The 25,265-nt window shown below is 71.3% G+C and carries 21 protein-coding genes; 7 read left to right on the top strand and 14 right to left on the bottom strand.

Annotated features, from left to right (window positions below; all coding sequences use genetic code 11):
• Nucleotides 1-55: 55 nt before the first annotated feature.
• The 3 genes from ABEB12_RS08610 to ABEB12_RS08600 all read right to left on the bottom strand — a co-directional run bounded on the left by ABEB12_RS08610 (nucleotide 56) and on the right by ABEB12_RS08600 (nucleotide 2,698).
• Nucleotides 56-577 carry an O-acetyl-ADP-ribose deacetylase gene (locus tag ABEB12_RS08610; RefSeq protein WP_185064382.1) on the bottom strand — a complete coding sequence of 174 codons (522 nt, stop codon included), beginning with the start codon at nucleotides 575-577 and terminating at the stop codon, nucleotides 56-58.
• Nucleotides 578-766: 189 nt separating this feature from the next.
• Nucleotides 767-1,276, bottom strand: a complete 510-nt coding sequence (locus ABEB12_RS08605; RefSeq protein WP_185064381.1) for a DUF6912 family protein — start codon at nucleotides 1,274-1,276, stop codon at nucleotides 767-769.
• A 3-nt stretch (nucleotides 1,277-1,279) separates the two neighbouring features.
• The gene (locus tag ABEB12_RS08600) at nucleotides 1,280-2,698 is read right to left on the bottom strand and encodes a wax ester/triacylglycerol synthase family O-acyltransferase (RefSeq protein WP_185064380.1); all 1,419 of its coding nucleotides are present in this window, start codon (nucleotides 2,696-2,698) and stop codon (nucleotides 1,280-1,282) included.
• A 78-nt stretch (nucleotides 2,699-2,776) separates the two neighbouring features.
• Here ABEB12_RS08600 and ABEB12_RS08595 point away from each other — a divergent pair, with 78 nt between their 5' ends.
• Both ABEB12_RS08595 and ABEB12_RS08590 read left to right on the top strand, forming a co-directional pair.
• The gene (locus tag ABEB12_RS08595; RefSeq protein WP_345702670.1) at nucleotides 2,777-3,505 is read left to right on the top strand and encodes a TrmH family RNA methyltransferase; all 729 of its coding nucleotides are present in this window, start codon (nucleotides 2,777-2,779) and stop codon (nucleotides 3,503-3,505) included.
• Between the two features lie 57 nt (nucleotides 3,506-3,562).
• The gene (locus tag ABEB12_RS08590) at nucleotides 3,563-4,783 is read left to right on the top strand and encodes an alpha-hydroxy-acid oxidizing protein (protein WP_185064378.1); all 1,221 of its coding nucleotides are present in this window, start codon (nucleotides 3,563-3,565) and stop codon (nucleotides 4,781-4,783) included.
• On the opposite strand, the gene ABEB12_RS08585 is transcribed toward ABEB12_RS08590, so the two are convergent.
• The gene (locus ABEB12_RS08585; RefSeq protein WP_185064377.1) at nucleotides 4,780-5,565 is read right to left on the bottom strand and encodes an ABC transporter permease; all 786 of its coding nucleotides are present in this window, start codon (nucleotides 5,563-5,565) and stop codon (nucleotides 4,780-4,782) included. The genes ABEB12_RS08590 and ABEB12_RS08585 overlap by 4 nt on opposite strands.
• Nucleotides 5,562-6,383, bottom strand: a complete 822-nt coding sequence (locus ABEB12_RS08580) for an ABC transporter ATP-binding protein (RefSeq protein WP_425572231.1) — start codon at nucleotides 6,381-6,383, stop codon at nucleotides 5,562-5,564. The genes ABEB12_RS08585 and ABEB12_RS08580 overlap by 4 nt, the downstream gene beginning before the upstream one ends.
• A 98-nt stretch (nucleotides 6,384-6,481) precedes the next feature.
• Between ABEB12_RS08580 and ABEB12_RS08575 the strand changes: the two genes are divergently transcribed.
• Nucleotides 6,482-7,330, top strand: a complete 849-nt coding sequence (locus ABEB12_RS08575) for an NAD(P)H-binding protein (protein ID WP_185064376.1) — start codon at nucleotides 6,482-6,484, stop codon at nucleotides 7,328-7,330.
• Between the two features lie 197 nt (nucleotides 7,331-7,527).
• Nucleotides 7,528-8,133 (top strand): Rv3235 family protein, encoded by a 606-nt coding sequence (locus ABEB12_RS08570; RefSeq protein WP_185064375.1) that lies wholly within the window; start codon nucleotides 7,528-7,530, stop codon nucleotides 8,131-8,133.
• Nucleotides 8,134-8,670: 537 nt separating this feature from the next.
• Here the strand turns inward: ABEB12_RS08570 and ABEB12_RS08565 are convergent.
• Nucleotides 8,671-9,183, bottom strand: coding sequence for a MarR family winged helix-turn-helix transcriptional regulator (locus ABEB12_RS08565; RefSeq protein ID WP_345702669.1), 513 nt, complete (start codon nucleotides 9,181-9,183; stop codon nucleotides 8,671-8,673).
• Nucleotides 9,184-9,281: 98 nt separating this feature from the next.
• On the opposite strand from ABEB12_RS08565, the gene ABEB12_RS08560 reads away from it, so the two are divergent.
• Together ABEB12_RS08560 and ABEB12_RS08555 are read left to right on the top strand one after the other, a co-directional pair.
• A complete protein-coding gene (locus tag ABEB12_RS08560; protein WP_185064374.1) occupies nucleotides 9,282-10,232 on the top strand; it encodes an EamA family transporter in 951 nt (316 codons plus the stop codon).
• A 2-nt stretch (nucleotides 10,233-10,234) separates the two neighbouring features.
• Nucleotides 10,235-11,113 (top strand): NAD(P)H-binding protein, encoded by an 879-nt coding sequence (locus tag ABEB12_RS08555; protein ID WP_185064373.1) that lies wholly within the window; start codon nucleotides 10,235-10,237, stop codon nucleotides 11,111-11,113.
• On the opposite strand, the gene secA is transcribed toward ABEB12_RS08555, so the two are convergent.
• The 6 genes from secA to mtrA all read right to left on the bottom strand — a co-directional run bounded on the left by secA (nucleotide 11,110) and on the right by mtrA (nucleotide 20,311).
• Complete coding sequence (secA, locus tag ABEB12_RS08550; protein ID WP_185064372.1) at nucleotides 11,110-14,199, bottom strand: preprotein translocase subunit SecA; 3,090 nt, start codon at nucleotides 14,197-14,199, stop codon at nucleotides 11,110-11,112. The genes ABEB12_RS08555 and secA overlap by 4 nt on opposite strands.
• 184 nt (nucleotides 14,200-14,383) lie before the next feature.
• Complete coding sequence (hpf, locus tag ABEB12_RS08545) at nucleotides 14,384-15,064, bottom strand: ribosome hibernation-promoting factor, HPF/YfiA family (RefSeq protein ID WP_185064371.1); 681 nt, start codon at nucleotides 15,062-15,064, stop codon at nucleotides 14,384-14,386.
• 301 nt (nucleotides 15,065-15,365) lie between these two features.
• The gene (locus ABEB12_RS08540; RefSeq protein WP_345702668.1) at nucleotides 15,366-16,037 is read right to left on the bottom strand and encodes a ComF family protein; all 672 of its coding nucleotides are present in this window, start codon (nucleotides 16,035-16,037) and stop codon (nucleotides 15,366-15,368) included.
• Between the two features lie 161 nt (nucleotides 16,038-16,198).
• Nucleotides 16,199-17,920, bottom strand: coding sequence for an LpqB family beta-propeller domain-containing protein (locus tag ABEB12_RS08535; protein ID WP_185064370.1), 1,722 nt, complete (start codon nucleotides 17,918-17,920; stop codon nucleotides 16,199-16,201).
• Nucleotides 17,917-19,620 (bottom strand): MtrAB system histidine kinase MtrB, encoded by a 1,704-nt coding sequence (gene mtrB / locus ABEB12_RS08530; RefSeq protein WP_185064369.1) that lies wholly within the window; start codon nucleotides 19,618-19,620, stop codon nucleotides 17,917-17,919. The genes ABEB12_RS08535 and mtrB overlap by 4 nt, the downstream gene beginning before the upstream one ends.
• Nucleotides 19,621-19,633: 13 nt before the next feature.
• On the bottom strand, nucleotides 19,634-20,311 hold the full coding sequence (gene mtrA, locus ABEB12_RS08525) for an MtrAB system response regulator MtrA (protein ID WP_185064368.1): 678 nt from the start codon (nucleotides 20,309-20,311) through the stop codon (nucleotides 19,634-19,636).
• A gap of 44 nt (nucleotides 20,312-20,355) precedes the next feature.
• On the opposite strand from mtrA, the gene ABEB12_RS08520 reads away from it, so the two are divergent.
• A complete protein-coding gene (locus tag ABEB12_RS08520) occupies nucleotides 20,356-20,844 on the top strand; it encodes a VOC family protein (RefSeq protein WP_185064367.1) in 489 nt (162 codons plus the stop codon).
• Between the two features lie 34 nt (nucleotides 20,845-20,878).
• Here the strand turns inward: ABEB12_RS08520 and ABEB12_RS08515 are convergent, their stop codons facing one another.
• Both ABEB12_RS08515 and ABEB12_RS08510 read right to left on the bottom strand, forming a co-directional pair.
• On the bottom strand, nucleotides 20,879-21,442 hold the full coding sequence (locus tag ABEB12_RS08515; RefSeq protein ID WP_185064366.1) for a response regulator: 564 nt from the start codon (nucleotides 21,440-21,442) through the stop codon (nucleotides 20,879-20,881).
• On the bottom strand, nucleotides 21,432-25,208 hold the full coding sequence (locus ABEB12_RS08510; RefSeq protein ID WP_185064365.1) for a HAMP domain-containing protein: 3,777 nt from the start codon (nucleotides 25,206-25,208) through the stop codon (nucleotides 21,432-21,434). The genes ABEB12_RS08515 and ABEB12_RS08510 overlap by 11 nt, the downstream gene beginning before the upstream one ends.
• Nucleotides 25,209-25,265 lie beyond the last annotated feature (57 nt).

The following is a 25,265-nucleotide window of genomic DNA, read 5'->3' as shown; positions in this document are numbered from 1 at the left end:
GAACCCGCAGAGGATGACCGGAGCTTGATATTCGCCGGACTAACTGTCGTACTGGTTAACGAAGGCGTGCGGACTCGTAGGTGTCGTAGGCCCGTCGGTCGAAGAGGACGAAGCGGACCGTGGTGATGCCCGGAACCCTTTCGAGGGCCTCACGGACGGCGCCGAGCGCGATTTCCGCCGCCGAGTCCAGCGGCCAGTGGTAGACGCCGGTGGAGATCGCCGGGAAAGCCACGGTGGCGGCGCCGAGCTCGGCGGCTACCCGCAGCGAGTTGTGGTGGCAGTCGGCGAGCAGCGATGAGCGGTCCTCGCTGCCCGACCACACCGGGCCGACAGTGTGCACCACCCAGCGCGCGGGCAGCCGGCCGGCCGTGGTGGCCGCCGCCTGGCCGGTCGGCAGGCCGTCGGGGTAGCGGTCGGCGCGCAGTTTCCGGCATTCGGCGAGGATCTCCGGGCCGCCACGGTGATGGATCGCCCCGTCCACCCCGCCCCCGCCGAGCAGCGACGAGTTGGCCGCGTTCACCACCACGTCGACGTCCTGCTCGGTGATGTCGCCGACCACGCACTCGATGACCGCCATGCCGGCGATTGTGCCGAACAACAGGCGATCGTGGCGCGGCAACCGGACCGGATGACCCGACTCACGGGACAAACGAGCCCAACTCACCGTACCCAGATCCCCAACTCGCCGTACCTGGATCCCCGACTCGCCGTACCTGGATCCCCGACTCGCCGTACCTGGATTCCCGACTCGCGGGCAAGCACGGGGTCAGAGGTCCAGGAGGTCTAGGAGGAAGGGGAGCTCGGTGGGGTCGTACCAGGCGAGCTCGTAGTCCTCGGCCTCGCCGATGATGAACTCGGCGTCCAGGTCGCCGAGGTCGGCGGCGTCCACCGACGCGGCGGCCTGCTTGACCGCGTACTCCGCCTCGGGGTCGTCGATGTGCACGGAGGCGATGGCGGAGCGGGGGATCGAGCCGGTGACCCGGACGGCGGCGTCGTCCAGGTCGGGGCGCGCCTCGGCCATGTCGGTGTCGGCGGCGATGACGACCCGGCGCGGCCAGGCCTCCTCCTCGCGGTCCAGCTCGATGGAGAGCAGGCGCAATGACGCGCGCGCGGCGTCGCGCATGGCCACGTACTCCAGCTCCTCGGTGTCACCGCTGGCGTACGCCTCGCGCAGGCTCGGGGTGAGCGCGAACGCCGTTCCCCCGAGCGGGTCGACCACGCCGTCGGCGACGAGCCGCCGCAGCATGGGCAAGGTGGCCGGAATGTAGATACGCATGGTTCAACCCGTCGAGCCGGTGCGGAGTTCGTCCAACGACTCGCTGATCATGCCGGCGAGCAGGTCCACGTCGCCCATGGCATCCCGGTCCGCATTGAATCCGTAATAAACGCCACCATCGTACGAGGTGAGCCCGATGGCCAGGGCCTGCCCCCGGGCGAGCGGCACCACCGGGAACATCTCCAGCATGGTTGCCCCGGCCGCGTACAGCGGCACCTGCGGCCCCGGCACGTTGGTCACCACCACGTTGAAGATCCGTTTGGAGATACCGCTGGCCGCCCGGGCGCCGAGCGCGTGCAGCGTGGGCGGGGCGAACCCGCCGAGCCGCACCAGCGCCTCGGCGCCGACCGAGCGACCGCTGTCCGTGTGCGCGCGCAGTTGGTGGCTGAGCTGGTGCAGCCGCACCACCGCGTTCCCCTCGCCGACCGGCAGGTCTACCAGGAACGACGCCACCCGGTTGCCCATGTTCCCGGCCAGTGCGCCGGACCCGGTGGCAACGTCCGGGTCGGCGCGCACCGACAACGGCACCATCGCGCGTACCGTGCTGGAGCTGGTCACCGGTTCACCCCGGGCCAGCAGCCAGTTCCGCATCGCGCCCGCCACCACCGCGAGCACCACGTCGTTCACCGCGCAGCCGTGCGCCGTGCGCACCGCCCGGTAGTCGTCCAGACGGGTGCGGGCCACCGCGAACCGGCGCTGGGTGGAGACGGCCACGTTGAGCGGGCTGACCGGTGCGCGGCTGGCCGCGGTGCGAACCACGGTGGCGACCTGGCCGATCACGTCGGCCATCTTCCCGGCGGTGGCCACGGCGTCCCCGGCGGCGGCGCGCACGTTGTCCACCACCTCGGTCGGTCGGTTCCACGCGTCCCGTACCGCGTCGGTGACCAGCCGCAGCCCGCTGGGCTCGGGGCGCGGGCGCCATTCCGGCCCGTGCCCGGGCTGCCGGTCGGGCGAGACGTCCAGGATCACCTGCGCGATGTCGATCGCCCGCACCCCGTCCACCAGCGCCTGGTGGGTCTTGGTGACCATCGCGATGCGGTTGCGGGCCAGCCCCTCCACCAGGTACATCTCCCACAGCGGGCGGGTGTGGTCGAGCGGGCGGGACATCAGCCGGGCGATCAGGTCGAACAGCGCGCGGTCGGTGCCGGGTTTGGGCAGCGCGGACCGCCGCACGTGGTAACCGAGGTCGAAGTCCTCGTCGTCCACCCAGACCGGGCGGGCCAGGCTGGCCGGCACGTGCCGCACCTTCTGGCGGTACCGGGGCACCATGTCGATCCGCTGGTCGATCAGCCGGCGCAGCCGCTCGTAGTCGAAGCCCGACCGTGGACGGCGGAAGATGGCCACCGCGCCCACGTGCATCGGCGTGGTCGGGTGTTCGAGGTAGAGAAACGACGCGTCCAACGCCGAGAGGCGATCCGGCATGCCGAAATACTTACATGCGATGCTGGCACGGTGCCGCCCACCGGACCGAAACAGAGCCCGAAAGACACGTATATCACCGTGTACGGGCGAAAGCCGGTGCTGGAGGCCCTGGCCGACCCGGCGCTGAGCGTGGACAAGGTGATCGCGGCCGAGGACCTCTCCCGGTCCGCCCTCGGCCCGATCCTGAGCGCCGCGCGGGAGCGGGGCGTACCGGTGCGCCGGGCCACGGCCCACCGGGTGAAGGTGCTGGCCGGCAACGGCCGGCACGACCAGGGTGTGCTGGCCGACGTGGTGGCGCCGAGGATGCGCCTGGTCACCGACTTCCTCGCCGCGCTGCCGGCCCAGGCGCCGTGCGCGCTGCTGGTGCTGGACGCGGTGACCAACCCGGCCAACGTGGGCATGGTGCTGCGCAGCGCGACCGCCGCCGGCGTGGACGGCGTGCTGCTGCCCCGCCGGGGGGTGCCGGCCATCGACCCGCTGGTGATCAAGGCGTCCGCCGGGGTGGCGTTCCGCGCGCCGGTGTTGCGCTCGTCCACCGCCGCCGAAGGTTGCGCGGCACTGCGCGCGGCCGGGGTCCGGGTGCTGGGGCTGGACGCCCGTCCCGGCGGTTCGGCCCTGTTCCGCGACCCGCTGCCGGAACGGGCCGCGTTGGTGCTGGGCAACGAGACGGACGGGCTGTCCCCCGACGTACGGGCGGAGCTGGACGGCACGGTGGCCATCCCGATGCGCGGCGGGGTCGAGTCGCTGAACGTGGCCAGTGCGGCGGCGGTTGCCGCGTACGAGCTGATGCGCCTCCGGCGCCCGTGAGTGAGAAGTGTGGCTATAGCGATACTCGCCACTCACGGGGCAGCCTAAGCTGCCAATATGGTGAACCGCCGCTTCCCCCGACCGGCCGAGCTCCGCGAGCTGCTGCAACCCGCCCCGCTCAGCCTGGACTTCCTCCAGGCTCGGCTGGATCGCGCCGCTTCCATCGGTGACCTGCGGAAACTCGCCATGCGCCGGACGCCGCGCGCGGTGTTCGACTACACCGACGGCGCCGCCGGGGTGGGCGAGCTGGCGTTGCGCCGGGCCCGGGAGACCTTCGCGCGGCTGGAGTTCCACCCGACGGTGCTCACCGACGTGTCCGGGGTCTCCGCCGAGACGATGATCCTGGGCAAGCCGTCCGCCCAGCCGTTCGCGCTGGCCCCGACCGGTTTCACCCGGATGATGCACACCGAGGGCGAGCGCGCCGTGGTCGCGGTCGCCCAAGCGGAGAACATCCCGTACACCCTGTCCACGATGGGCACCAGCACCATCGAGGAGGTGGCCGAGGCCGCCCCGAACGCGCGCCGCTGGTTCCAGCTCTACCTGTGGCGGGACCGGGGTTTCGCCAAGGACCTGGTGGAACGGGCCATCGCCGCCGGTTACGACACGATCATGCTCACCCTGGACACCAAGGTGGCCGGGGCGCGGCTGCGGGACGTGCGCAACGGCCTTTCCGTGCCGCCGCAACTGACCCTGCGCACCTTCGTGGACGGCGCCATGCACCCGCGCTGGTGGTTCGACCTGCTGACCACCGAGACGCTCAGCTTCGCCACCCTGACCTCCACCGGGGGCTCGGTGGCCGGCGTGATCGACAAGGTGTTCGACCCGGCGATCACCATGGCCGACCTGGAGTGGCTGCGCGAGGTGTGGCCGCACAAGCTGGTGGCCAAGGGCGTGCAGTCGGTGGCCGATGCCGAGCAGGTGGTCAAGGCGGGCGTGGACGGCGTGCTGCTGTCCAACCACGGTGGCCGGCAGCTGGACCGCGCGCCGGTGCCTCTGGAGCTGGTGCCGGCCGTGCGGGAGGCGGTGGACGGCCGGGCGGAGGTGCTGGTGGACACCGGCATCACCACCGGCGCGGACGTGGTCGCCGCCGTGGCCATGGGCGCCAACGCCGCACTGGTCGGCCGCGCCTACCTGTACGGCCTGATGGCCGGCGGCCAGCGCGGCGTGGCCCGCGCCGTCCGCATCCTCGCCGACGAGGTGGCTCGCGCGATGGCGCTGCTCGGCGTCACCAAGGTCACCGACCTCAAGCCGTCACACGTGACGTTCCGCGCGTCCTAGTCCAGCGCACGCTTCTGGAAGCCGCGCAGGCCCAGCCAGCCGGACGCGAGGATGGCCGCCGTGGTGACGAGCAAGCACAGGGCGAACGGCAGGTGTGGCACGTGCGGCACCAGTGACGCGCGGATGCCCTCGCTCACGTAGGTGAGCGGGTTCAGCGCACACAGCACCTGGAACCAGCGGTGCCCGGCCAACGCCTCCCACGGGAACTGCACCGAGCCGGTGAACATGAGCGGCGCGAAGATCACCGCGAACAGCACGTTGATCCGCCTCGCGGGCAGCAGCGTGCCGATCGCCAGCCCCATGGTGCCGCCGAGCAGCCCGCCGAGCGCGGTGATCAGGAACCCGGGCAGCAGGCCGGCGAGCGGCCAGGACACGTGCGGCAGCACCAGGAAACCCACCGGCACCATGAGCACCGAGGCGAGCAGCCCGCGCAGCGCGCCGAACACCACCTTCTCCACGCCGACCCACGGGATGGGGATCGGCGCGAGCAGCCGGTCCTCGATCTCCCTGGTCCAGGCGAAGTCCATGACCAGCGGAAACGCCACCGCCTGCAGCGCGCCGAAGAATGCGTTCAGCGCCAGCAGCCCGGGCAGCATGATCTCCCCGTAGTTGCCGGCCACGTAGCCCGCGCTGCCCAGCACGTTGGCGAAGATGAACAGGAAGAAGAACGGCTGGATCAGCACCTGGGCCAGGAACGCGCCCAGTTCCTTCCCGGTCACGTGCACGTCGCGGGCCAGCACGGCGACGAACACGCGCGCCGGGGATGTGGTCGCGCCGGTCATCGCAGGTCCCTCCCGGTGAGGTGAATGAACACGTCCTCCAGGTCCGGCTCGCCGGGCGTCTTCACCGCAGCGTCCGGCGGCAGCGCCTCGACCAGCGCGGACGGGGTGTCCAGGGCCAGCATCCGGCCGTGGTCGACCACGCCGACCCGGTCGGAGAGCTTCGCCGCCTCGTCCATGTCGTGCGTGGTCAGCACCACCGTGACGCCGTCCGCGCGCAGCGCCCGGATCCGGTCGTGCACGAACAGCCGCGCCTGCGGGTCCAGCCCGGTGGACGGCTCGTCCAGGAACAGCACGGTCGGCCGGTGCATCAGCGCGCGGGCGATCATCAGCCGCTGCGACTGACCGCCGGACAGGTTGTCCACGCTGGCCTTGCCCTTGTCCGCCAGGCCCATCCGGTCCAGCAGCTCGTCCGCCCGGGCGCCGGCCTCGGCGCGGGACGAGCCGTGGTAGCGGGCGTGGAAGACCAGGTTGTTCCGGGCGGTCAGCGAGCGGTCCAGGTTCACCCGCTGCGGCACCACGCCGAGCCGCCCGCGCACCGCGACCGCGTCCCGCACCACGTCCAGGCCGGCCACCGTCGCGGTCCCGCCGGTGGGCAGAACGCGGGTGGTGAGCACGCCGACGGTGGTCGACTTGCCCGCCCCGTTCGGCCCCAGGAGCCCGAACACCTCGCCCGGCCGGACCGCGAATGACAGCCCGTCCACCGCGTTCGCCGGGCTCTTCGGATACCGCTTGACCAGTTCCTTCACCTCGGCCGCCGGGATGCCGGACACGTCCGGCACCCCGGGCGAGCCGGCTAATTCCGCGTAACCACGCTCCACGTCCGCCACCCCTCCCCAGGTACGACCCGTACCAGTGTGCGGTAGCTGGCGAACGATTTTCTTGACCTCAACCACCGTTGAGCCGCGATCCTGGCCGCATGATTCTGGTAACCGGTGCGACCGGCAACGTCGGCCGCGAACTCACCCGGCAGCTGCTCGACGCGGGCGAGCGGATCCGCCTGCTCACCCGTTCCCCCTCCACGGTGTCGGTGCCGGCCGGCGCCGAGGTGGTGGGCGGCGCCGAGGTGGTGGGCGGTGACCTCGGGCGGCCGGCCACCCTGGGTCCCGCGCTGGTCGGCGTGCGGCGGCTGTTCCTGAACGGGCCGCCCGGCGCGGCGCGGGGCGTCCTCGAGGTCGCCCGGGCCCACGGCGTCCGGCGGGTGGTGGTGCTGTCCTCGGGCAACGCCCGGGCCACTCGGGAGTGGGACGCGATCGGCGGGATGCACGCGGCGACCGAGCGCGCCGTGGCCGCGTCCGGCCTGGACTGGACCGCACTGCGCCCGGGCGCCTTCGCCAGCAACGCGCTCGCCTGGGCACCGGGGATCCGCGCCGAGTCGGTGGTACGCCAGGCCTACCCGCTCGCCGCCCGGGCCACCATCCACCCGGCGGACATCGCCGCCGCGGCGGTCGCCACGCTGCTGGGCGACGGGCACGGCGGGCAGGCGTACGAGCTGACCGGTGGGGAGTCGCTCACCTTCGCCGACGAGGTCGCCACCATCGGCGCGGCGATCGGCCGGCCGGTACGGCTGGAGCCGCTGTCCCCGGAGCAGGCCCGCGCGCGGATGGTGCAGGTCATGCCCGAGGCGATCGCCGACACGCTGTTGCGGCTGTGGGCCGAGATCGACGGGACCATCGCCCCGGTGAGCGACACCGTGCGGCGCCTGACCGGTTCGGCGCCGCGCACCTTCGCCGACTGGGCCAAGGAGCACGCCGAAACCTTCCGCTGACCGGTTTCGCCTGCCCGGTTTCGCCTGACCGTTTCGCCTGCCCGGTTTCGTCTGCCCGGTTTCGTCTGCCCGGTTTCGTCTGCCCGGTTTCGTCGAAACGCCCCGGCGCGGCGGTCCGGTCGGGGATACTCGAACGGCCCGGCGACCGGTCATGCCCCGGCGTCCCCATTCACGCGAACGCGCCCTTGGGGAGACGCATGACCGCAACCGTGGAACCCGGTGAGACCGTCGAACCCGGTGATCGGACCGCCCGGGTGGTGGTCCGCCGGCTACCCGGGTTCGACCCGACCGCGCCGGTCATCCCGGCACCCCGCCGCCCCACCGACACCGACCCACCCGAGGCGGCGGCCTTCCCCGACTCGGGCGGGGTGGACCCGGCCTACGTGCGACTGGTGCTGCGCTTGGTGCTGGAGGTGCTGCACCGCCGCCGGCCGCCGACCCACCTGGCCGGCGCGCTGGGTGTGCGGGCGCGCCGCTACGTGGCGTCCATGACCGGCCGGTTGGGCGAGCACCCGGGCGCCGGCCCGGGCCGCCGCCGGGCGGGCGGCACGCCGGTGGGCAGTACGCCGGTGGGCAGTACGCCGGTGGGCAGTACGCCGGTGGGCGGCAGGCCGGTGCGCGGGAGGCTGGGCGGCGGCCTCCACACCGTCCGGATCTGCTCACCGGCGGACGGGATCGCCGAGGTCGGCGCCGTGTGGGCGGACCGCAACCGGTACCGGGCACTGGCCGCCCGATTCGAGCGCGACCGCCCCACCCCGACCGGCCCACCGCGCTGGTACTGCACCGAAATCCGCCTGGGCTGACCCGCCCGGCCTCGACACCGCCGGCTTAAAGATCGACTTGGACGACCGGTGCCCGGGTGCTGTGCCGCGCCTTGAGGCGGCCTGTTGCGTCGGCCTGGCTCAGCCTGGCTACTCAAGGTGACGTCTCGGTCGGGGTGGGGCGGGGATTTCCGGCGGGTCTGTTCATCGACATCGACACCAGTCGGGATTTTTCGAGCTCGAACCAGCCTGACGTCGATCTCGATGAGCGACCCGCCCGCCCGGCCCCACCAGCAGCTACAGCGCGTGACAACGACCGAGCGACGCCCCGGCCAACGCAACCGGCCGCCGCCCGCGTCGCAAGGGGCCGTCACCAAGCCGCGGCAGACCAACCCGGCCGCGCCGTCCAAGCCATCCCGAGAACCCGCACCGCAACCCAACCGGCAGCCGGATCCGACCCCAATCCCCGTCGACGCACAGGAAACCGGGACCCCGCACAGGTCTCACCGTATGCGGCGTCACGGTTTCTTATGCGGCGCCGGTGGGGCGTCGGGGTGGGATCCGGCTGAGCCGCTCCGGCTAGAGCAGGGGGTTGCCGGGGGCTGCGTCGCCCAGGCCGACGAGGAGTTTGCGGAGCAGGGCGGCGAGCCGCTCCCGGTCGGTGCCGGACAGGCCGCCGAGCAGCTTCTCCTCCAGGTCGACGTGGCACACGACGGTCTCGTCGACCAGCTCGCGGCCGCGCTCGGTCAGCGTGATCAACACACTGCGCCGGTTGTGCGGATCCAGCTCGCGGGTCACCAGCTCCCGGGTGACCAGCCGGTCGATGCGGTTGGTGATCGCCCCGGAGCTGACCATCGACGCCTCCACCAGTTGCCCGGCGGTGAGCTGGTAAGGCGGCCCGGACCGGCGCAGCGTGGACAGCACGTCGAACTCCCACAGCTGCAGGTCGTGAGTGGCGAAGTGGTCGCTGATCTGGCGGTCGAGCAGCCGTGAGGCGCGCTGGATCCGGCCGACCACGCCCATCGGCGACGGGTCGAGATCGGGCCGCTCGGCCCGCCACTGATCCAGCCGCCAGTCCACGTTGTCCCGCACGGCAGGCCTCCAGGCATCTCAACGTTGAACTGTTTGACGTCATGGTATCAGTCCGCTACTTTTGTCGACGTTAAACATTTCAACGTTAAGGAGTCGACATGTCGCAGGCACCCAGCCGCCCGGCCGCCGGCAACGCGACAACGACCGGCAACGCGACAACGACCGGCGCCCCGAGAACGACCGGCGCCGCGGGACTGACCGCGCTGACCGCCGTCGCACCGGTCATCTGGGGCACCACGTACCTGGTCACCACCGAGTTCCTGCCCCCCGGCTACCCGTTGTTCTCCGGGGTGCTCCGTGCGCTGCCGGCGGGGCTGATCCTGCTCGCGGTGACGCGCAGGCTGCCGCACGGCGGGTGGCTGTGGCGCGCTCTCCTGCTCGGCACGCTCAACATCGGCGCGTTCATCGCGCTGCTGTTCATCTCGGCGTACCGCCTGCCCGGCGGCGTCGCGGCCACCCTCAACGCGGTGCAGCCGCTGTTCGTCACCGGCCTGGCGTTCCTGCTGCTGGGCGAGCGTCCCACCGGCTGGCGGCTCGGCTGGGGCGTGGCCGGCGTCCTGGGGGTCGGGCTGATCGTGCTGCGCGGCCAGCTGTCCTTCGACCTGATCGGCATCCTGGCCGGCGTCGCGGGCGCCGGCGTCATGGCCGCCGGGATCGTGCTCACCCGGCGTTGGGGGCGCCCGGACGGCGTCGGCGCGGCCACCATGGCCGGCTGGCAGCTCACCGCCGGCGGCCTGGTGCTGGTGCCGCTGGCGCTGGCCTTCGAAGGGCTGCCACCGGCGCTGGACCTCCGGGCGATCGGCGGCTACGCGTGGCTGGGCCTGCTCGGCGCCCTGCTCACGTACCCGATCTGGTTCGGCGGCATCGGCAAGCTGCCCGTGGTCGCCGTGGCCTTCCTGACCCTGCTCTCCCCCGTGGTGGCCACCCTCCTCGGCTGGCTGGTCCTCGGGGAGTCACTCACGCCGTGGCAGGGCGTCGGGTTCGTACTCGCCCTGACCGCCGTCGCCGCCGCCCAGCTGACCCCCGCCGTCTTCCGCAAAGGAGCCTGAACATGTCCCGCACCGTACTGGTCACCGGAGCCACCGGAACCGTCTCCACCGCACTCCTGAACGCACTGCAAGGCGCCGACGTCCGCCTGAAGGCCCTGGTCCGCGACGCGGCCAAGGCGAACGACGTCCGGGGTGCCGAGGTGTTCGCCGGTGACCTCGACGACCCCGGTTCGCTCCCGCCCGCCTTCGAGGAGGTGGACGATCTCTGGCTGCTGGTGCCGAACGGCCCGCGAGCCCCGGAGAACAACATGAACGCGCTGTGGGCCGCCCGCCAGGCCGGTGTGGAGCGCGTCGTTCGCCTGTCCGTGGTCGGCGCGGCGCACGACGCGCCGAACCGGAGCGGCCGGCTGCACGCGCTCTCCGACCGGGAGACCGAGCGGTGCGGCATGCGCTGGACGATCCTGCGCCCGCACTGGTTCATGCAGAACCTGCTGAACGAGGCCGGCGACATCGCCGCCGCCGGCACCTTCGCCCTGAACATGGGGGCGTCGCGGATCGGCATGATCGACGCCCGGGACATCGCCGCCTGTGCCGCCCGCGTGCTGCTGGACGACCCGGACCGCCACCACGGCCGGACGTACACCCTCACCGGTCCCCGCTCGCTGACCTTCGACGAGGTTGCCCGCGAGCTGGGCCGCGCCCTCGGCCGGCCAGTCGGGTACCTACCGGTCGGCGACGACGCCAGGCGCGGCACGCTGCTCGGTTACGGCGTGCCGCGCTGGATCGTCGACATGCTCGAGGAGTACGCGCGGGCCTACTCCTCCGGTTGGGGCGACTTCACCACCGACACGGTCACCGAGCTGCTCGGCCGCGGTCCGCGCGACGTCGCCGAGTTCATCCGCGACCACGCCGGCAGCTTCACCCCGGCCGACCAGCCCTAACGGTTAGCGCTGGTGGCCGCTCCGTGGCAGTGCTTGTACTTGCGGCCGGAGCCGCAGGGGCAGGGCTGGTTGCGGGACGGGGCGCCCCCGGCGGCCGCGCCGCCGGTGCCGGCGGCGGAGCGGGCCCGGCCGGACGAGCGGCGGGTAGTCTCGGTGCCGTCCTCGGACGGACCGCTGTACTGCAGCGCCCCGGTGTCGGCCGGCGCACCGAAGCCGCGCAGCGCCGGCGGGATGCTGCCGGTCGGGTCGGTGGTGGTCGGGTCGGAGGTGGGGTCCCCGGCCCGCGAGGCGTGCCGGCCGCGCTTGCCGGTCGGCGTGGCCGTTGCGGAGTCGACGCTCCCCGCCGCGACGCCGGCGGCGGCACCGGCCGCCGCACTGGCCGCGGCGGCACCCGCCACAGCGCCGGAATCGGTGGCCGGGGCCGCCGGGCGGGCGCTGCTGGCCGGGTCCGCGGCGCTCGGCGCGTCGGACAGCTCGACCGCCGGCTGGCTCTCCGTCTGCGCCGGGGTGACCTGCACGTTGAACAGGTACCCGACGGCCTCTTCCCGGATCCCCTCCAGCATCGCCACGAACATGTCGTAGCCCTCGCGCTGGTACTCGATCACCGGGTCCCGCTGGGCCAGCGCACGCAGCGAGATGCCCTCCTTGAGGTAGTCCATCTCGTAGAGGTGCTCACGCCACCGGCGGTCCAGCACGGTGAGCAGGATCTGCCGCTCCAGCTCGCGCATGCCGCCCTGGGACTCGATCGCCTGGTCGATCTCCGCCTCGCGCCGCCGGTAGGCCGCCTTGGCGTCGGCCACGACCTTCTCGTAGAGCAGGTCGCGGCTCATCTCCACCGGCTCCCCGAGGAAGTCCTCGCCCGTGTGGTCGTCGTCGTTGACCAGGTCCTGCCAGCGGATGCTGACCGGGTAGAGCGTGCCCAGCGCGGTCCACAGCGCATCCAGGTCCCAGTCCTCGGAGAACTTGTCCGAGGTGGCACCGTCGATGTACGCCGCGATCACGTCTTCCAGCATGTTCTCGACGTGCTTCTTCAGGTTCTCCCCGCCGAGCACCCGACGGCGCTCTTCGTAGATCACCGTGCGCTGGTTGTTCATCACCTCGTCGTACTTGAGGATGTTCTTGCGGATCTCGAAGTTCTGCGTCTCGACCTGGGTCTGCGCGCTCCGGATCGCCTTGGTGACCATCCCGGAGGTGATCGGGACGTCCTCCGGCACGTTGAGCTTGTTCATGATCATCTCGACGGCGGCGCCGTTGAACCGGCGCATCAGCTCGTCGCCGAGGGACAGGTAGAACCGGGACGTGCCGGGGTCGCCCTGCCGGCCGGACCGGCCGCGCAGCTGGTTGTCGATCCGCCGCGACTCGTGGCGCTCCGTGCCCAGCACGTACAGCCCGCCGGCCCGGCGCACCTCCTCGGCCTCCTCGGCCACCTGCCGCTTGGCCATGGCCACCGCCTCCGGCCAGGCCGCCTCGTACTCGTCGCGGGTCTCCACCGGGTCCAGGCCGCGCTCGCGCAGCTGCTGCTCGGCCATGAACTCGGGGTTCCCGCCGAGCATGATGTCGGTACCCCGGCCGGCCATGTTGGTGGCCACGGTGACCGCACCGGCCCGGCCGGCCTCGGCCACGATGGTCGCCTCCCGCTCGTGGTGCTTGGCGTTCAGCACCTCGTGCGGCACCTGGCGGGCCAGCAGTAGCTTGGACAGGTACTCGGACTTCTCCACGCTGGTCGTGCCGACCAGCACCGGCTGCCCCTCGCGGTGCCGCTCGGCGATGTCGTCGGCCACCGCCTCGAACTTGGCCGCCTCGGTCTTGTAGATCTGGTCGGCCTGGTCGTCCCGGACCATCGGCTTGTTGGTCGGGATGCTGACCACGTTCATCTTGTAGATCTGGTGCAGCTCGGCCGCCTCGGTCTGGGCGGTACCGGTCATCCCGGCCAGCTTCTCGTAGAGCCGGAAGTAGTTCTGCAGGGTGATCGTGGCCAGCGTCTGGTTCTCGGCCTGGATCTGCACCTTCTCCTTGGCCTCGATGGCCTGGTGCATGCCCTCGTTGTAGCGCCGGCCCACCAGCACCCGGCCGGTGAACTCGTCCACGATGAGCACCTCACCGTTGCGGACGATGTAGTCCTTGTCCCGCTTGAACAGCTCCTTGGCCTTGATGGCGTTGTTCATGTAGCCGACCAGCGGGGTGTTCGCCACCTCGTAGAGGTTGTCGATGCCGAGCTGGTCCTCGACGTAGCGGATGCCCTTCTCGGTCACCGCGATGGTGCGCTTGCGCTGGTCGATCTCGTAGCAGTTGGACTCGATCTGGTCGGCCTTCTTGGCCCGGTCCTCCGAGGTCCAGTTGGTGGTGTCGATGCCGGGCATCAGCGCGGCGATCCGCTGCAGCTCGGTGTACCAGCGGGCGCTCTGCTCGGCCGGACCGGAAATGATCAGCGGGGTGCGGGCCTCGTCGATCAGGATGGAGTCGGCCTCGTCGACCACGGCGAAGTAGTGCCCGCGCTGCACCATGTCCTCGCGCAGCCAGGTCATGTTGTCACGCAGGTAGTCGAAGCCGAACTCGTTGTTGGTGCCGTAGGTGATGTCGGCGGCGTACGCCTCGCGCCGCTCCGGCGGAGTCATCTCGGACAGGATCACGCCGACGGTGAGGCCGAGGAAGCGGTGGACCCGGCCCATGTTCTCCGCGTCGCGCTTGGCCAGGTAGTCGTTCACCGTGACCACGTGCACGCCCTTGCCCGGGATGGCGTTCAGGTACGCGGCGAGCACGCAGGTGAGCGTCTTGCCCTCACCGGTCTTCATCTCGGCCACGTTGCCCAGGTGCAACGCGCCGCCGCCCATCATCTGCACCTTGAAGTGCCGCTGCCCGATGGTGCGCACGGCCGCCTCGCGGGTCACCGCGAAAGCCTCCGGCAGCAGCTCGTCCAGGGTCTCGCCCTTGGCGAAGCGCTCGCGGAACTCGACGGTCTTGGCCCGCAGCTGCTCGTCGGAGAGGCCCTGTACGTCGGGCTCCAGCGTCTCCACATGATCGGCGATCTTGGAAAGCCGGCGCACCAACTTGTGTTCGCCGGCACGGAGCAGACGGTTCAGGACCACCGGAAGACCTCAGCTCGTATTCGAGTGTGACTACGACATGTACCAACGGCGCGCCAACGTTACGCGGGACACCGTAGTTCCATACACCATGGTAGGCACTCCCCGGACACGACGAAGGCACGGGCCGTGACAGCCCGTGCCTTCGTCTACGTTCCGAGGACCACGCAAGCCCTCGCGGGCTCGGTCAGGTCAGTCTGATCACTCCGTAGGCGTAGCCCTTGCGCCGGTAGACCACGCTGGGCATACCGGTGTCCGCGCAGGAGAACAGGTAGAAGTCGTGCCCGACCAGCTCCATCTGGGACAGCGCTTCGTCCACCGACATGGGCTTGGCGGCATGTTCCTTCCGCCGGACGATCCGGCCGGGCAAATTCTCCAGATCCTCGGTCGAGTCGGTCTCCTCCCACTCGACGGCGTTCCGGGGCCGGGGAATCTCCGGCATCCCGTTGCCGGAGAACTCGAGCTGGCTGGATGTCTCCTCGGTGCGTTCGGCCTCCAGGAGAGCGGTGCCGTTCACCTCGGCTCCGGCCATCATGCGTACCGTCGAGCGGGGGCGACGCCCGTACGGCACCCGGCGGCGGTCGTGCGCACGGCGAAGCCGGGACTCCAGCTTGCCGATTGCGCTGTCCAGCGCCGCATAGAAGTCCGGTCCACAGGCCTCCGCGCGGGCGATGCCGCTCCGGCCCCTTCCGGTGATCTCGACCCGCTGACAGTTCTTCAGCTGCCGGCGGTTGGGCTCGTGAAAGAGCTCCACTTCCATTCCAACGATCTTGTGGTCGTACCGTTCCAGTCGGGCGATCTTGTCGGTGACATGGACCCGGAAATGATCCGGAACCTCGACATTCCGACCAGTGACGACAATCTCCACTCGGACCTCCCTCTCGCACTCCGCGTCGGGATAACGGGCGGCGCGGTGATCACCGATGGTGACTCTCCGCGAACCGGTCTCGTTGGTTTGCTAGTCCTTCACCACTCGTTCAACGTGGTGGCACGCACGGTAACGCGCATCACGCCAATCCTCCAGAGTTATCTGGCGCAGAGCCCCCAGCCGGGCGGACCAGGTTCCCCAATCGGACCACCTGTACTACCCTTAGCCACTTTTATCTGCGGAAATAAGTGTCAGATATGCCCCGGCCGGTTACAGTTGAGGCTAGTGGTGTGCATGATGTTTAGCTTGCACCTGTTGCATCGCATAGCACGAGGGCGCCCCGCACCGGCACTCCGGCCTCGCTCAGCGCCGCCACGCAGTGACGCAAAGTGACCCCGGTGGTGACCACGTCGTCGATCACCAGCACCTCGGCCCCGGGCGGGGGAAGCCGGGACCGGTCCACCCCGACCCGGCCGAGCAGGTTCGCCGCCCGGGCCGCCGGGCTCAGCCCCACCGAGTCCCGCCCGCCGCCGCGCATGCGCAACGCGCAGCCGACGCCGACCGCGACGTTCGCCGCCAACAGCTCGGCCAGCCGTTCGGCCAGCGTGCGCACGTGGTCGTGGCCCCGGGCCCGGACCGCCGCGCGCCGCGAGGGCGCGGGCACCAGCCAGCACCGCTCGGCCACCGGCAGCGGGCAGCCGCGCAGCGCGGCGTGCAGCTGGCCGGCCAACGGCCCGGCGAGCTCCCGGCGGCCGCGTTCCTTGTAGCCGAGCAGCGCGGCGCGCAGCGGGCCGGCGTACCGCCCGGCCGCCACCACCGGCGGCAGCGCGGGAAGGCCGCCCACGAACCGGGGCCGGCCCACCCCGGCGGCGCAGTCCGGGCACCAGGCGGCGCCGTGCCGGCCGCAGCCGGCGCAGCACAGCGGCAGCACCAGCTCGACCAGCCCGCGCCACAGCGCCCTCGGTGCCGCCACCCGTCGGCTCACCCCACCCGCCCGTTGAACCCGCCCGCCCTCACCCGACCAGCCTGGCCGAACGGCCCCCCGGGCCGGCGCGGATCACCGGCCGGAGGCCCGAGTTGTGCACATCCGGGCCGGCCATCCACAGTCGGGCGGAACCGGCTGGCGGAAGAGGGTCAGCCGGGGTATCCGGCGATGACCCCGGCTCCGGGGGAGAGCTGGCGCCAGGTGCCGAGGTCGTCCGCGCCGAAGCTCCACAGCCCGTTCTGGTCGGTCACCAGCAGCGGCCGCCCCGGCGAGCTGGCGATCGAGGTCAGCGGCGGGGTCAGGTTGTTGGTCGGCACCGGGCTCAGGTCCAGCCCGTCCACCGACACCATCGCCACCGCGTTCTGCGCCGCCCTCCCGGCCACCGCGAGCTGGTCGGCGGCCCGCCAGTCCACGGTGATCAGGTTGGTCAGCTGGCCGGCGTGCAGCATCCGCACGTTGCGCACCACCGCGCCGCCGTCGGTCGACCGGGCCAGCGCACCGACCACCAGCCGGCCGCTGGCGATGGCCGCCACGCGCAGGCCGTCCCGGGAGAGCCGCAGGTCGGTGATCGGTCCCAGCGCGGTGAGCGAGGAGGCGTCCAGCGGCGCGCGCATGGGGTGTTTGGCCCCGTCGAAGGTCAGCCGGACGACCGTGTCCGTGTTGCGCACGCACCACAGCTCGCCCCCGGTCGGCGACCAGCTGGGACGGCTCAGCGCAACCCCCTGCACACCGGTCCCGCCCAGCGGGCCGCCCAGCTTGCCGACCAGCAGCGACCGGCCGCCCTGCCGGTTCACCACCGCGACCTGCTGACCGTCCGGGGACATGATGGCGCCGGCCAGGTCCAACCCGGCGACTCCGGGCGCGGCACCCAGCGGCGCGCCCAGCTCGGTGCCCATCAGCGGGCGGGCCTTGCCGGCGACCACGACCAGCCCGGGGATGTCCGGCCGGGGGTCGTCCGCGTTCTCCAGGTCGGCGAACGTCTCCCGGGACAGCACCGGTTCCTTGGCCAACAGCGGCGCGCCGTCGTCCAGCAACCGCACCCTGGACACGTTGACCTCGGCCACGCTCAGCACGATCTGCGCGGCGAGCAGCCAGCGCTGCCCCTCGTCCAGGTTGCCCAGCTCGGTCAGGTCCACGATCAGCGTGCCGTCCGGGCTGGTCGCCACGTTCGAACGCAGCCGGACCGCGCGCGGGATGGCGCTCACCGCCGCCCCGGACAGCGCGTCCGAGGGCCCGCCGAGCAGCTGTTCGACCACGCGCGCGGGCAGCGAGCGGGCCGGGCTCAGCGCCAGGTGGCGCAGGTCGGCCACCGGGCTGTGCCGGATCGGGTCGACGAAGTACAGGCGCACCTTCTTGTAGTTGGACCGCACGTCGCCCAGCCGCACGACCGTGCCGCTGGGCGGGCCGTCGATCCTCCACTGCCCGTCCTCGCGGCTCACCGCGACGTCCAGCTCGACCGGCGCCTCGGCCGGCGCGAAGCTGCCGTTCGCGGTGATGCGGCCCAGCTGCTGGCCGCGCAGCCGGACCACCGCGCGGTTCTCCCCGGGGGGATGCGCGTAGACGGTGTCGAACTGCTCGGCCAGCACGGTCAGTGAGGCGTTGTCGTCCCAGTTCTGCGCGTCGGCGGTGAGGAAACGCCGGGCGGCGGCGTGCCGGTTCTCGCTGCTCCCGGACGCGTTCACGAAGCCGCGCACCAGGTCCAGCGGGTTGGTCTCGTCCCCCGGCCCCGGCGGCAGTGCCGGCCCCTGGCCCTCGCTGATCTTCTTCAACGGGGTGACCTGGGACTCGCTCGGCACCGAGGCGCACCCGCCCGCGCCCAACACCCCGAGGGCCAACAGACCGGCCAGCAACCGCGCCAGCGGACGGTTCACCGCTGCTCCCCGGTCCGGGCCGGCTCGACGGCTTGATCCAGGTCGTCGTCCAGGTCGTCCGGTCGGCCGTCCGGCTGGTCCTCCGGCGGGGGCTTCGGCGCGGGGGTCTCCAGCGGTTCCTCGGTGGGCACCAGGGGCAGCGGGCTGCCGGCCAGCACCTGGCCGGCCACCTTGGGCAGCGTCAACCGGAACGCGGCGCCCCGCCCCGGCTCGCCCCAGGCCTGCAGCCAGCCGCCGTGCAGGCGGGCGTCCTCCAGGCTGATCGAGAGCCCGAGCCCGGTGCCGCCGCTGCGCCGCTGGCGCGAGGAGTCGGCCCGCCAGAACCGGTTGAACACCAGGCCGGCCTCTCCCGGCCGCAGCCCCAGCCCGTGGTCGCGGACCAGCACCGCGACGCTGTGCTCGTCCTCGGCCAGCCGGATCTGCACCGGCCGGCCCTCGCCGTGGTCCAGCGCGTTGGCCACCAGGTTCCGCACGATCCGCTCCACCCGGCGCGGGTCCATCTCCGCGACCACCCCGGCCGGCACGTCCAGCTCCAGCCGGGTGGCGTTCTCCTCGGCCAGGCCGCGCACCGCCTCCACCGCATTCAGCACCACCGGGCGCAGCTCGGCCCGCTCGGCGCTGAGGTCGGCCATGCCGGCGTCCAGGCGGCTGATCTCGAGCAGGTCGGCGAGCAGCGCCTCGAACCGGTCCAGCTCGTCCACCAGCAGCTCGGTCGAGCGGGCCAGCCCCTCCGGGAACTGCTCGCGGCTGGCGTGCAGCACGTCGGCGGCCATCCGCACGGTGGTCAGCGGGGTGCGCAGCTCGTGGCTCACGTCCGAGGTGAACCGGCGCTGCAGCGCGCCGAACTCCTCCAACTGGCGGATCTGGGCCTGGATGCTGGAGGCCATCTCGTTGTACGACTCGGCCAGCCGGGCGACCTCGTCGTCGCCCTTGACCGGCATTCGTTCCTCCAGGTGGCCGTCCGCGAACCGTTCGGCCACCTCGGCGGCCTGTTGCACCGGGCGCACCACCTGCCGGGTCACCAGGCTGGCCACCGCGGCCAGTAACAACAGCAGCACCAGGCCACCGACGATCAGCGTGCTCTGCACCAGTCCGAGCGTGCGTTCCTCGGACGAGAGCGAGAAAACCAGGTAGAACTGGAGGTCACGGCCGGCGGTGCGGATCGGCTGGCCGTAGATCACCGCCGGCACTCCGTCCACCGCCTGGAACTTGCGGGCCAGCACGCCGCTGGCCACCGTGGCGCGCAGGTCGGGCGGGATCGCGTTCAGGTCGCCGACGGTGGCCTGGGATCGCTCCTCGTCGTCGCCGGTGGTGAGCACCGCGCGGAAGTCGCCGACGTTCTGGTTTCGCGGCTGGTCGGTGAGGGTAACCACGGACAGCCGGTCCAGTGCCTTGTTCAGCGTGCCCAGCACGGACTCGTCGTCCGGGTTGACCGCCGACATCTCCCGCTCGAGTACGGCGGCGGCGGACTCCATCTGGTTCTTCGCGGCGGTCAGCTTGCTCTGCACCAGCCGGTCCGCGATCTGCGTCTGCAGCACCAGGCCGAGCACGATGATCACGCCGGTGCACAGCGCCAGGGTGCTCGCGGTGACCCGCAGCTGCAGCGAGCGGCGCCAGGCCACGCCGAAGATCGTGAGCACGTCGGCGACGATGTCGCGCAACGCTCGCAGCGAGGACGACACCGAACGGGACGTGCGCATCAGGGTTGTCTGATCACGGGGGGCCGGCCTTGTATCCCACACCGCGCACCGTCAACACCACCTCGGGCCGTTCCGGGTCGCGCTCCACCTTGGAGCGCAGCCGCTGCACGTGCACGTTCACCAGCCGGGTGTCGGCCGCGTGCCGGTAACCCCACACCTGCTCGAGCAGCACCTCCCGAGTGAACACCTGACGCGGCTTCCGGGCCAGTGCCACGAGCAGATCGAACTCCAGCGGGGTCAGCGAGATGTGCTGGCCGTTCCGCGTCACCTGGTGACCGGGAACGTCGATGTTCACCTCGCCGATGGTGAGCATCTCGGACGGCTCCGCGTCGGTGCGGCGCAGCCGGGCCCGGATCCGGGCCACCAGCTCCTTGGGCTTGAACGGTTTGATCACGTAGTCGTCGGCCCCGGACTCCAGGCCGAGCACCACGTCCACCGTGTCGCTCTTCGCGGTGAGCATGACGATCGGCACGCCGAACTCCGCCCGGATCGCGCGGCAGACGTCGATCCCGTTCATGCCCGGCAGCATGAGGTCCAGCAACACCACGTCCGGCCGCACCTCGCGCACCGCCGGCAGTGCCCTGGTCCCGTCGGAGACCACCGTGGTGTCGAAGCCCTCCCCCTTGAGCACGATGGAGAGCATCTCGGAGAGCGCTGGATCGTCATCGACCACCAGTACGCGCGATTTCATACTCTTAATGTTGTCATCCCTGCCTAGACCCTTAACCTCGAGGTGTGGGTATCAAGCGGTTGAACCATGCGGTGCTGTATGTGCGCGACCTGGAACGGAGCGTTCCGTTCTACGTCGGGGTGCTCGGTTTCCGGGAGGTGCACCGGGTCCCGGGCGCGGTGTTCCTGCGCGCGGCCGACTCGGACAACGACCACGACCTGGGACTCTTCGAGATCGGCTCGGCGGCGGGGGACTCGCCGGCCGGGCGCGGCGCGGTGGGGCTCTACCACCTGGCCTGGTCCGTCGGCACCCTGGCCGAGCTGGCCGACTACCAGCGCAAACTGTCCGCGGCCGGCGCGCTGGTCGGCGCCTCCGACCACGTCACCACCAAGGCCCTTTACGCCAAGGACCCGGACGGGCTGGAGTTCGAGGTCAGCTGGCTGGTCCCGCTGGACCGGGTGACCGAGGAGATGCGCTCCGAGCTGGCCACCCGCCCGTTGAACCTGGACGCCGAGCTGGACCGGTGGGGAGCCGACCTGGTCGGCATGTCCTGATCCACGCGGTCGCCGGCACGGGCGCCGGGGGGACTCAGCCGGGGCGGCCGGAGGTGGCGCCCAGGTCCATGCCGAGCGTGCGGGCCAGGCGGTCGCGGGCGGCGGAGATCGCTTGGGCGGGCTCCGCCGGGTCGCCGAGCAGCTCGAGCGCGTCGTTCACCGCCTTGCGCAGCGTGGCGCACTCGGCGGCGCGCGCGGCCACCTCGCTGTGCAGCTTCCAGAGCTCGGCGAACACCTGCACCTTGGACCGCAGGATCCACGGGTCGAACGGCTTGGTCAGGTAGTCCACCGCGCCCAGTTGGTAGCCGCGGAAGGCCAGGTGCGGGTCGTAGTTGGCGGCGGTGAGGAACACGATCGGGATGTGCCGGGTGCGCTCCCGCTGCTTGATGTGGCTGGCGGTCTCGAAGCCGTCCATGCCGGGCATCCGGGCGTCCAGCAGGATCACCGCGTAGTCGTTCACCAGCAGGTGCTTCAACGCGTCGTCGCCGCTGGTCACGGAGGTGATCTCGATCGGGAGGCCCTGCAGGATGGCCTCCAGCGCGACCAGGTTGTCCGGCCGGTCGTCCACCACCAGGACCTTCGCCCTGTTACCCGCCATTTCGGTTCTTGCCCTCGCGCGCCAGCGAGATCCATTTCGCCATGATGGTTAGCAGTTGCTCCTTGTCCACCGGTTTGGTGACGTAGTCGGTGGCACCGGCGGCGAGGCTCGACTCCCGCTCGCTCGGCATCGCCCGCGCGGTCAAGAAGACCACGGGAAGCTCGGCGCCACCAGGCAATTTGCGAATAAGTTTGGTGGTTGCGTTGCCGTCGAGATCGGGCATCATCGCGTCCATCAGGACGATGTCGATCTCCGGGTGCTCGGTGAGCAGCTCGATTCCGGCCGCGCCGTTGTCCGCGTAGAGCACCTTCAGCCCGTGCAGCTCCAATGCGCTGGTCAACGCGAACACGTTGCGCACGTCGTCGTCCACGATCAGCACCGTCGCGCCGTCCAGGTCGATCACCGGGCGCGCCGACACGACCGGCTCGGTGCGGGCGCGCAGGATCGGGCCGAGCCCACTGGACGGCTGGACCAGCCCGGGCACGCCGGAGCCGCTCACCACCGGTGACTCGGCGACGCCGCCGTCCCGGTCCTCCGCCGGATCGCCCGACGGCTCCGCGCCGTTGTCCCCCGGCGCCGAGGCTTCCGGCGACCGCGGCGCGATCGGCCCGCCGCCGTTGTTGGACACTCCGGCCGCCGGGGCGGGCCGCATGGGCATGTCCGGGTCGGTCCGGTCCATCGGCAGCTCGTCCGGCAGGAACAGGCTGAACACCGAACCGACGCCCACCTCGGAGCTGACCGTGATGGTGCCGCCGAGCATCTGCGCCAGCTCCTGGCTGATGGACAGCCCCAGGCCGGTGCCGCCGTACTTGCGGCTGGTCGTGCCGTCCGCCTGCTGGAACGCCTCGAAGATCATCTCGAGCTTGTCGCTGGCGATGCCGATGCCGGTGTCCTGCACCCGGAACGCGACCACCGCGTGCGCGTCGTCCAGCGAGGACACCCCGAACGACGGCCACGGCCGCGCCGACTCCACGGTGAGCGTGACCGAGCCGCTGGCGGTGAACTTCACCGCGTTGGACAGCAGGTTGCGCAGGATCTGCTGCAGCCGCTGCGAGTCGGTGTGGATGCTGGTGGGCAGCCCGTCGGCCAGGTTCACCCGCAGCTCCAGGCCCTTCTCCTCGGCCTGCGGCACGAACGCCTGCTCCACGTTGGCGGCCACCTGCTCCAGCCCCACCTGCTCCGGGTCCAGGTCCACCCGGCCGGACTCGATCTTGGAAAGGTCCAGGATGTCGTCAATCAGCAGCAGCAGCTCGGAACCCGCACTGTGGATGGTGGCCGCGAACTCCATCTGCTTCGGCGTCAGGTTGCGCTCCTCGTTCTCCGCCAGCAGCCGGGAGAGCAGCAGCAACGAGTTCAGCGGGGTGCGCAGCTCGTGGCTCATGTTGGCCAGGAACTCGGTCTTGTACTGGCTCGCCCGGGCCAGCTGCTGGGCCTGGTCCTCCACGCCGCGCCGGGCGGCGTCGATCTCCATGTTCTTGATCTCGATGTTGCGGTTCTGCTCGGACAGCAGCTCCGCCTTCTCCTCCAGCTCGGCGTTGGTGCGCTGCAGCTCGGCCGACTGGTCCTGCAGCTCGACGGCCAGCCGCTGGGACTGGACCAGCAGCTCCTCGGTGCGCCGGTTGGCCTGGATCGTCGCCAGGGTGACCCCGATCGCGCCGGCCAGCCGCTCCAGGAAGATCAGGTGCAGCGGGGAGAACGCGGTGACCGAGCCGAACTCGATCACACCCAGGGACTGCCCCTCGAAGAGCACCGGCAGCACCACCAGCTCGGTGGGCGAGATGGTGCCCATGCCGGAACTGATCGGCAGGTAGTCCGCCGGGATGTCCTTGACCTGCACGATCTGCTTGGTGGAGGCGGCCTGGCCGACCAGCCCCTCGCCGGCGCCGAAGCTGCGGTCCCGGGCCCCCGGATGCAGCGCGTAGCCGCCGGACAGCCGCCACTCGGCGACGCTGGGGTCCGTCCAGTCCGAGGCGGCCGGCTTGTCGCTGTCCGGCTTCGCGGGCAGGAAGAACGCCCCGACCTGGGCGTTCACCAGCGGTGCGACCTCATTCATGATCATCTGACTGACCTCGGTGAGGTCGCGCTGGCCCTGCAGCAGGCGGCTGATCCGGGCGATGTTGGAGTCCAGCCAGTTCTGCTCGGCGTTCTCCTTGGTGGTCTCCCGGAGCGTGAGGATCATCTGGTTGATCGTGTCCCGCAGGTCGGCGACCTCGCCCTGGGCCGTGACGTCGATCTGTTGGGTCAGGTCGCCCCGGGCCACGGCGGTGGACACCACCGAGATGGAGCGCAGCTGGGAGGTCAGCGTGGAGGCGAGCTGGTTGACGTTCTCCGTCAGGCCCCGCCAGGTGCCGGCGACGTCCTTGACCTGGGCCTGACCACCGAGCTTGCCCTCGGTACCCACCTCGCGGGCCACCCGGGTGACCTCGTCGGCGAAGCTCGACAGCTGGTCGACCATGGTGTTGACGGTGCTCTTGAGCTCGAGGATCTCGCCCCGGGCGTCCACAGTGATCTTCTGGGTCAGGTCGCCCTGGGCGACCGCGGTGGTGACCTGGGCGATGTTGCGGATCTGACCGGTGAGGTTGTCGGCCAGCTGGTTGACGTTGTCGGTCAGGTCACGCCAGGTGCCGGCGACGTCCTTGACCTGGGCCTGACCACCGAGCTTGCCCTCGGTACCCACCTCACGGGCCACCCGGGTGACCTCGTCGGCGAAGCTCGAGAGCTGGTCAACCATGGTGTTGACGGTGTTCTTGAGCTCGAGGGTCTCGCCCCGGGCGTCCACGGTGATCTTCTGGGAGAGGTCGCCTTTCGCCACGGCGGTGGTGACCTGGGCGATGTTGCGGACCTGGCTGGTGAGGTTGTCGGCCAGCTGGTTGACGTTGTCGGTCAGGTCACGCCAGGTGCCGGCGACGTCCTTGACCTGGGCCTGACCACCGAGCTTGCCCTCGGTACCCACCTCACGGGCCACCCGGGTGACCTCGTCGGCGAAGCTCGAGAGCTGGTCAACCATGGTGTTGACGGTGTTCTTGAGCTCGAGGGTCTCGCCCCGGGCGTCCACGGTGATCTTCTGGGAGAGGTCGCCCTGGGCCACGGCGGTGGTCACCTGGGCGATGTTGCGGATCTGACCGGTGAGGTTGTCCGCCAGTTGGTTGACGTTGTCGGTCAGGTCACGCCAGATGCCGGCGACGTTCGGTACCTGCGCCTGGCCGCCCAGGCGACCCTCGGTACCCACCTCGCGGGCCACCCGGGTGACCTCGTCGGCGAAGCTGGACAGCTGCTCGACCATCTTGTTCACGGTGCGCCCGATCCGCAGGTACTCCCCGCGCAGCGGCCGGCCTTCGATCTCCAGCGGCATGTGCTCGGAGAGGTCGCCCTCGGCGACGGCGGCCAGCACCCGGGCGATCTCCGAGGTGGGCCGGGCCAGGTCGTCGATCAGCGCGTTGACCGCGTGCGCGGCCTGCGCCCATTCGCCGTCCACGGCGTCCTCGTCCAGCCGCTCCGCCATCCGGCCCTCGCGGCCGACCACCCGGCTGATCCGCAGCAGATCCCGGTTGCGCCGCTCCAGCAACCTGGTCAGTTCGTTGAACCGGTCCGCCACCTGGCCGGGCAACCCGCCCCGGCGGGACAGCCGCACCTCGAACCGCCCGCGCCGCAGCTCGGTGACCGCCGAAGCGAGCTCGTGCAACAGCGCCTCGGCCGGATCCTGCGTCCGCGCGCTGGCAGTCTCGGAATTCCCGAGCGCCTCGGTCGTCCTCCGGACCGTCGTCATGCCTGCTGTCCTCTCCACCGGTCCGATGCGCCGCTGTGCCTTCGCGGCTACACCTTG

Origin of the sequence: Actinospineispora eucalypti, from assembly GCF_039543365.1 — a bacterium.
In the GTDB taxonomy this organism is placed as follows: domain Bacteria; phylum Actinomycetota; class Actinomycetes; order Mycobacteriales; family Pseudonocardiaceae; genus Pseudonocardia; species Pseudonocardia eucalypti.
Note: the sequence above shows the minus strand (reverse complement) of the source record. Positions and strands in the feature narration are given on the sequence as shown.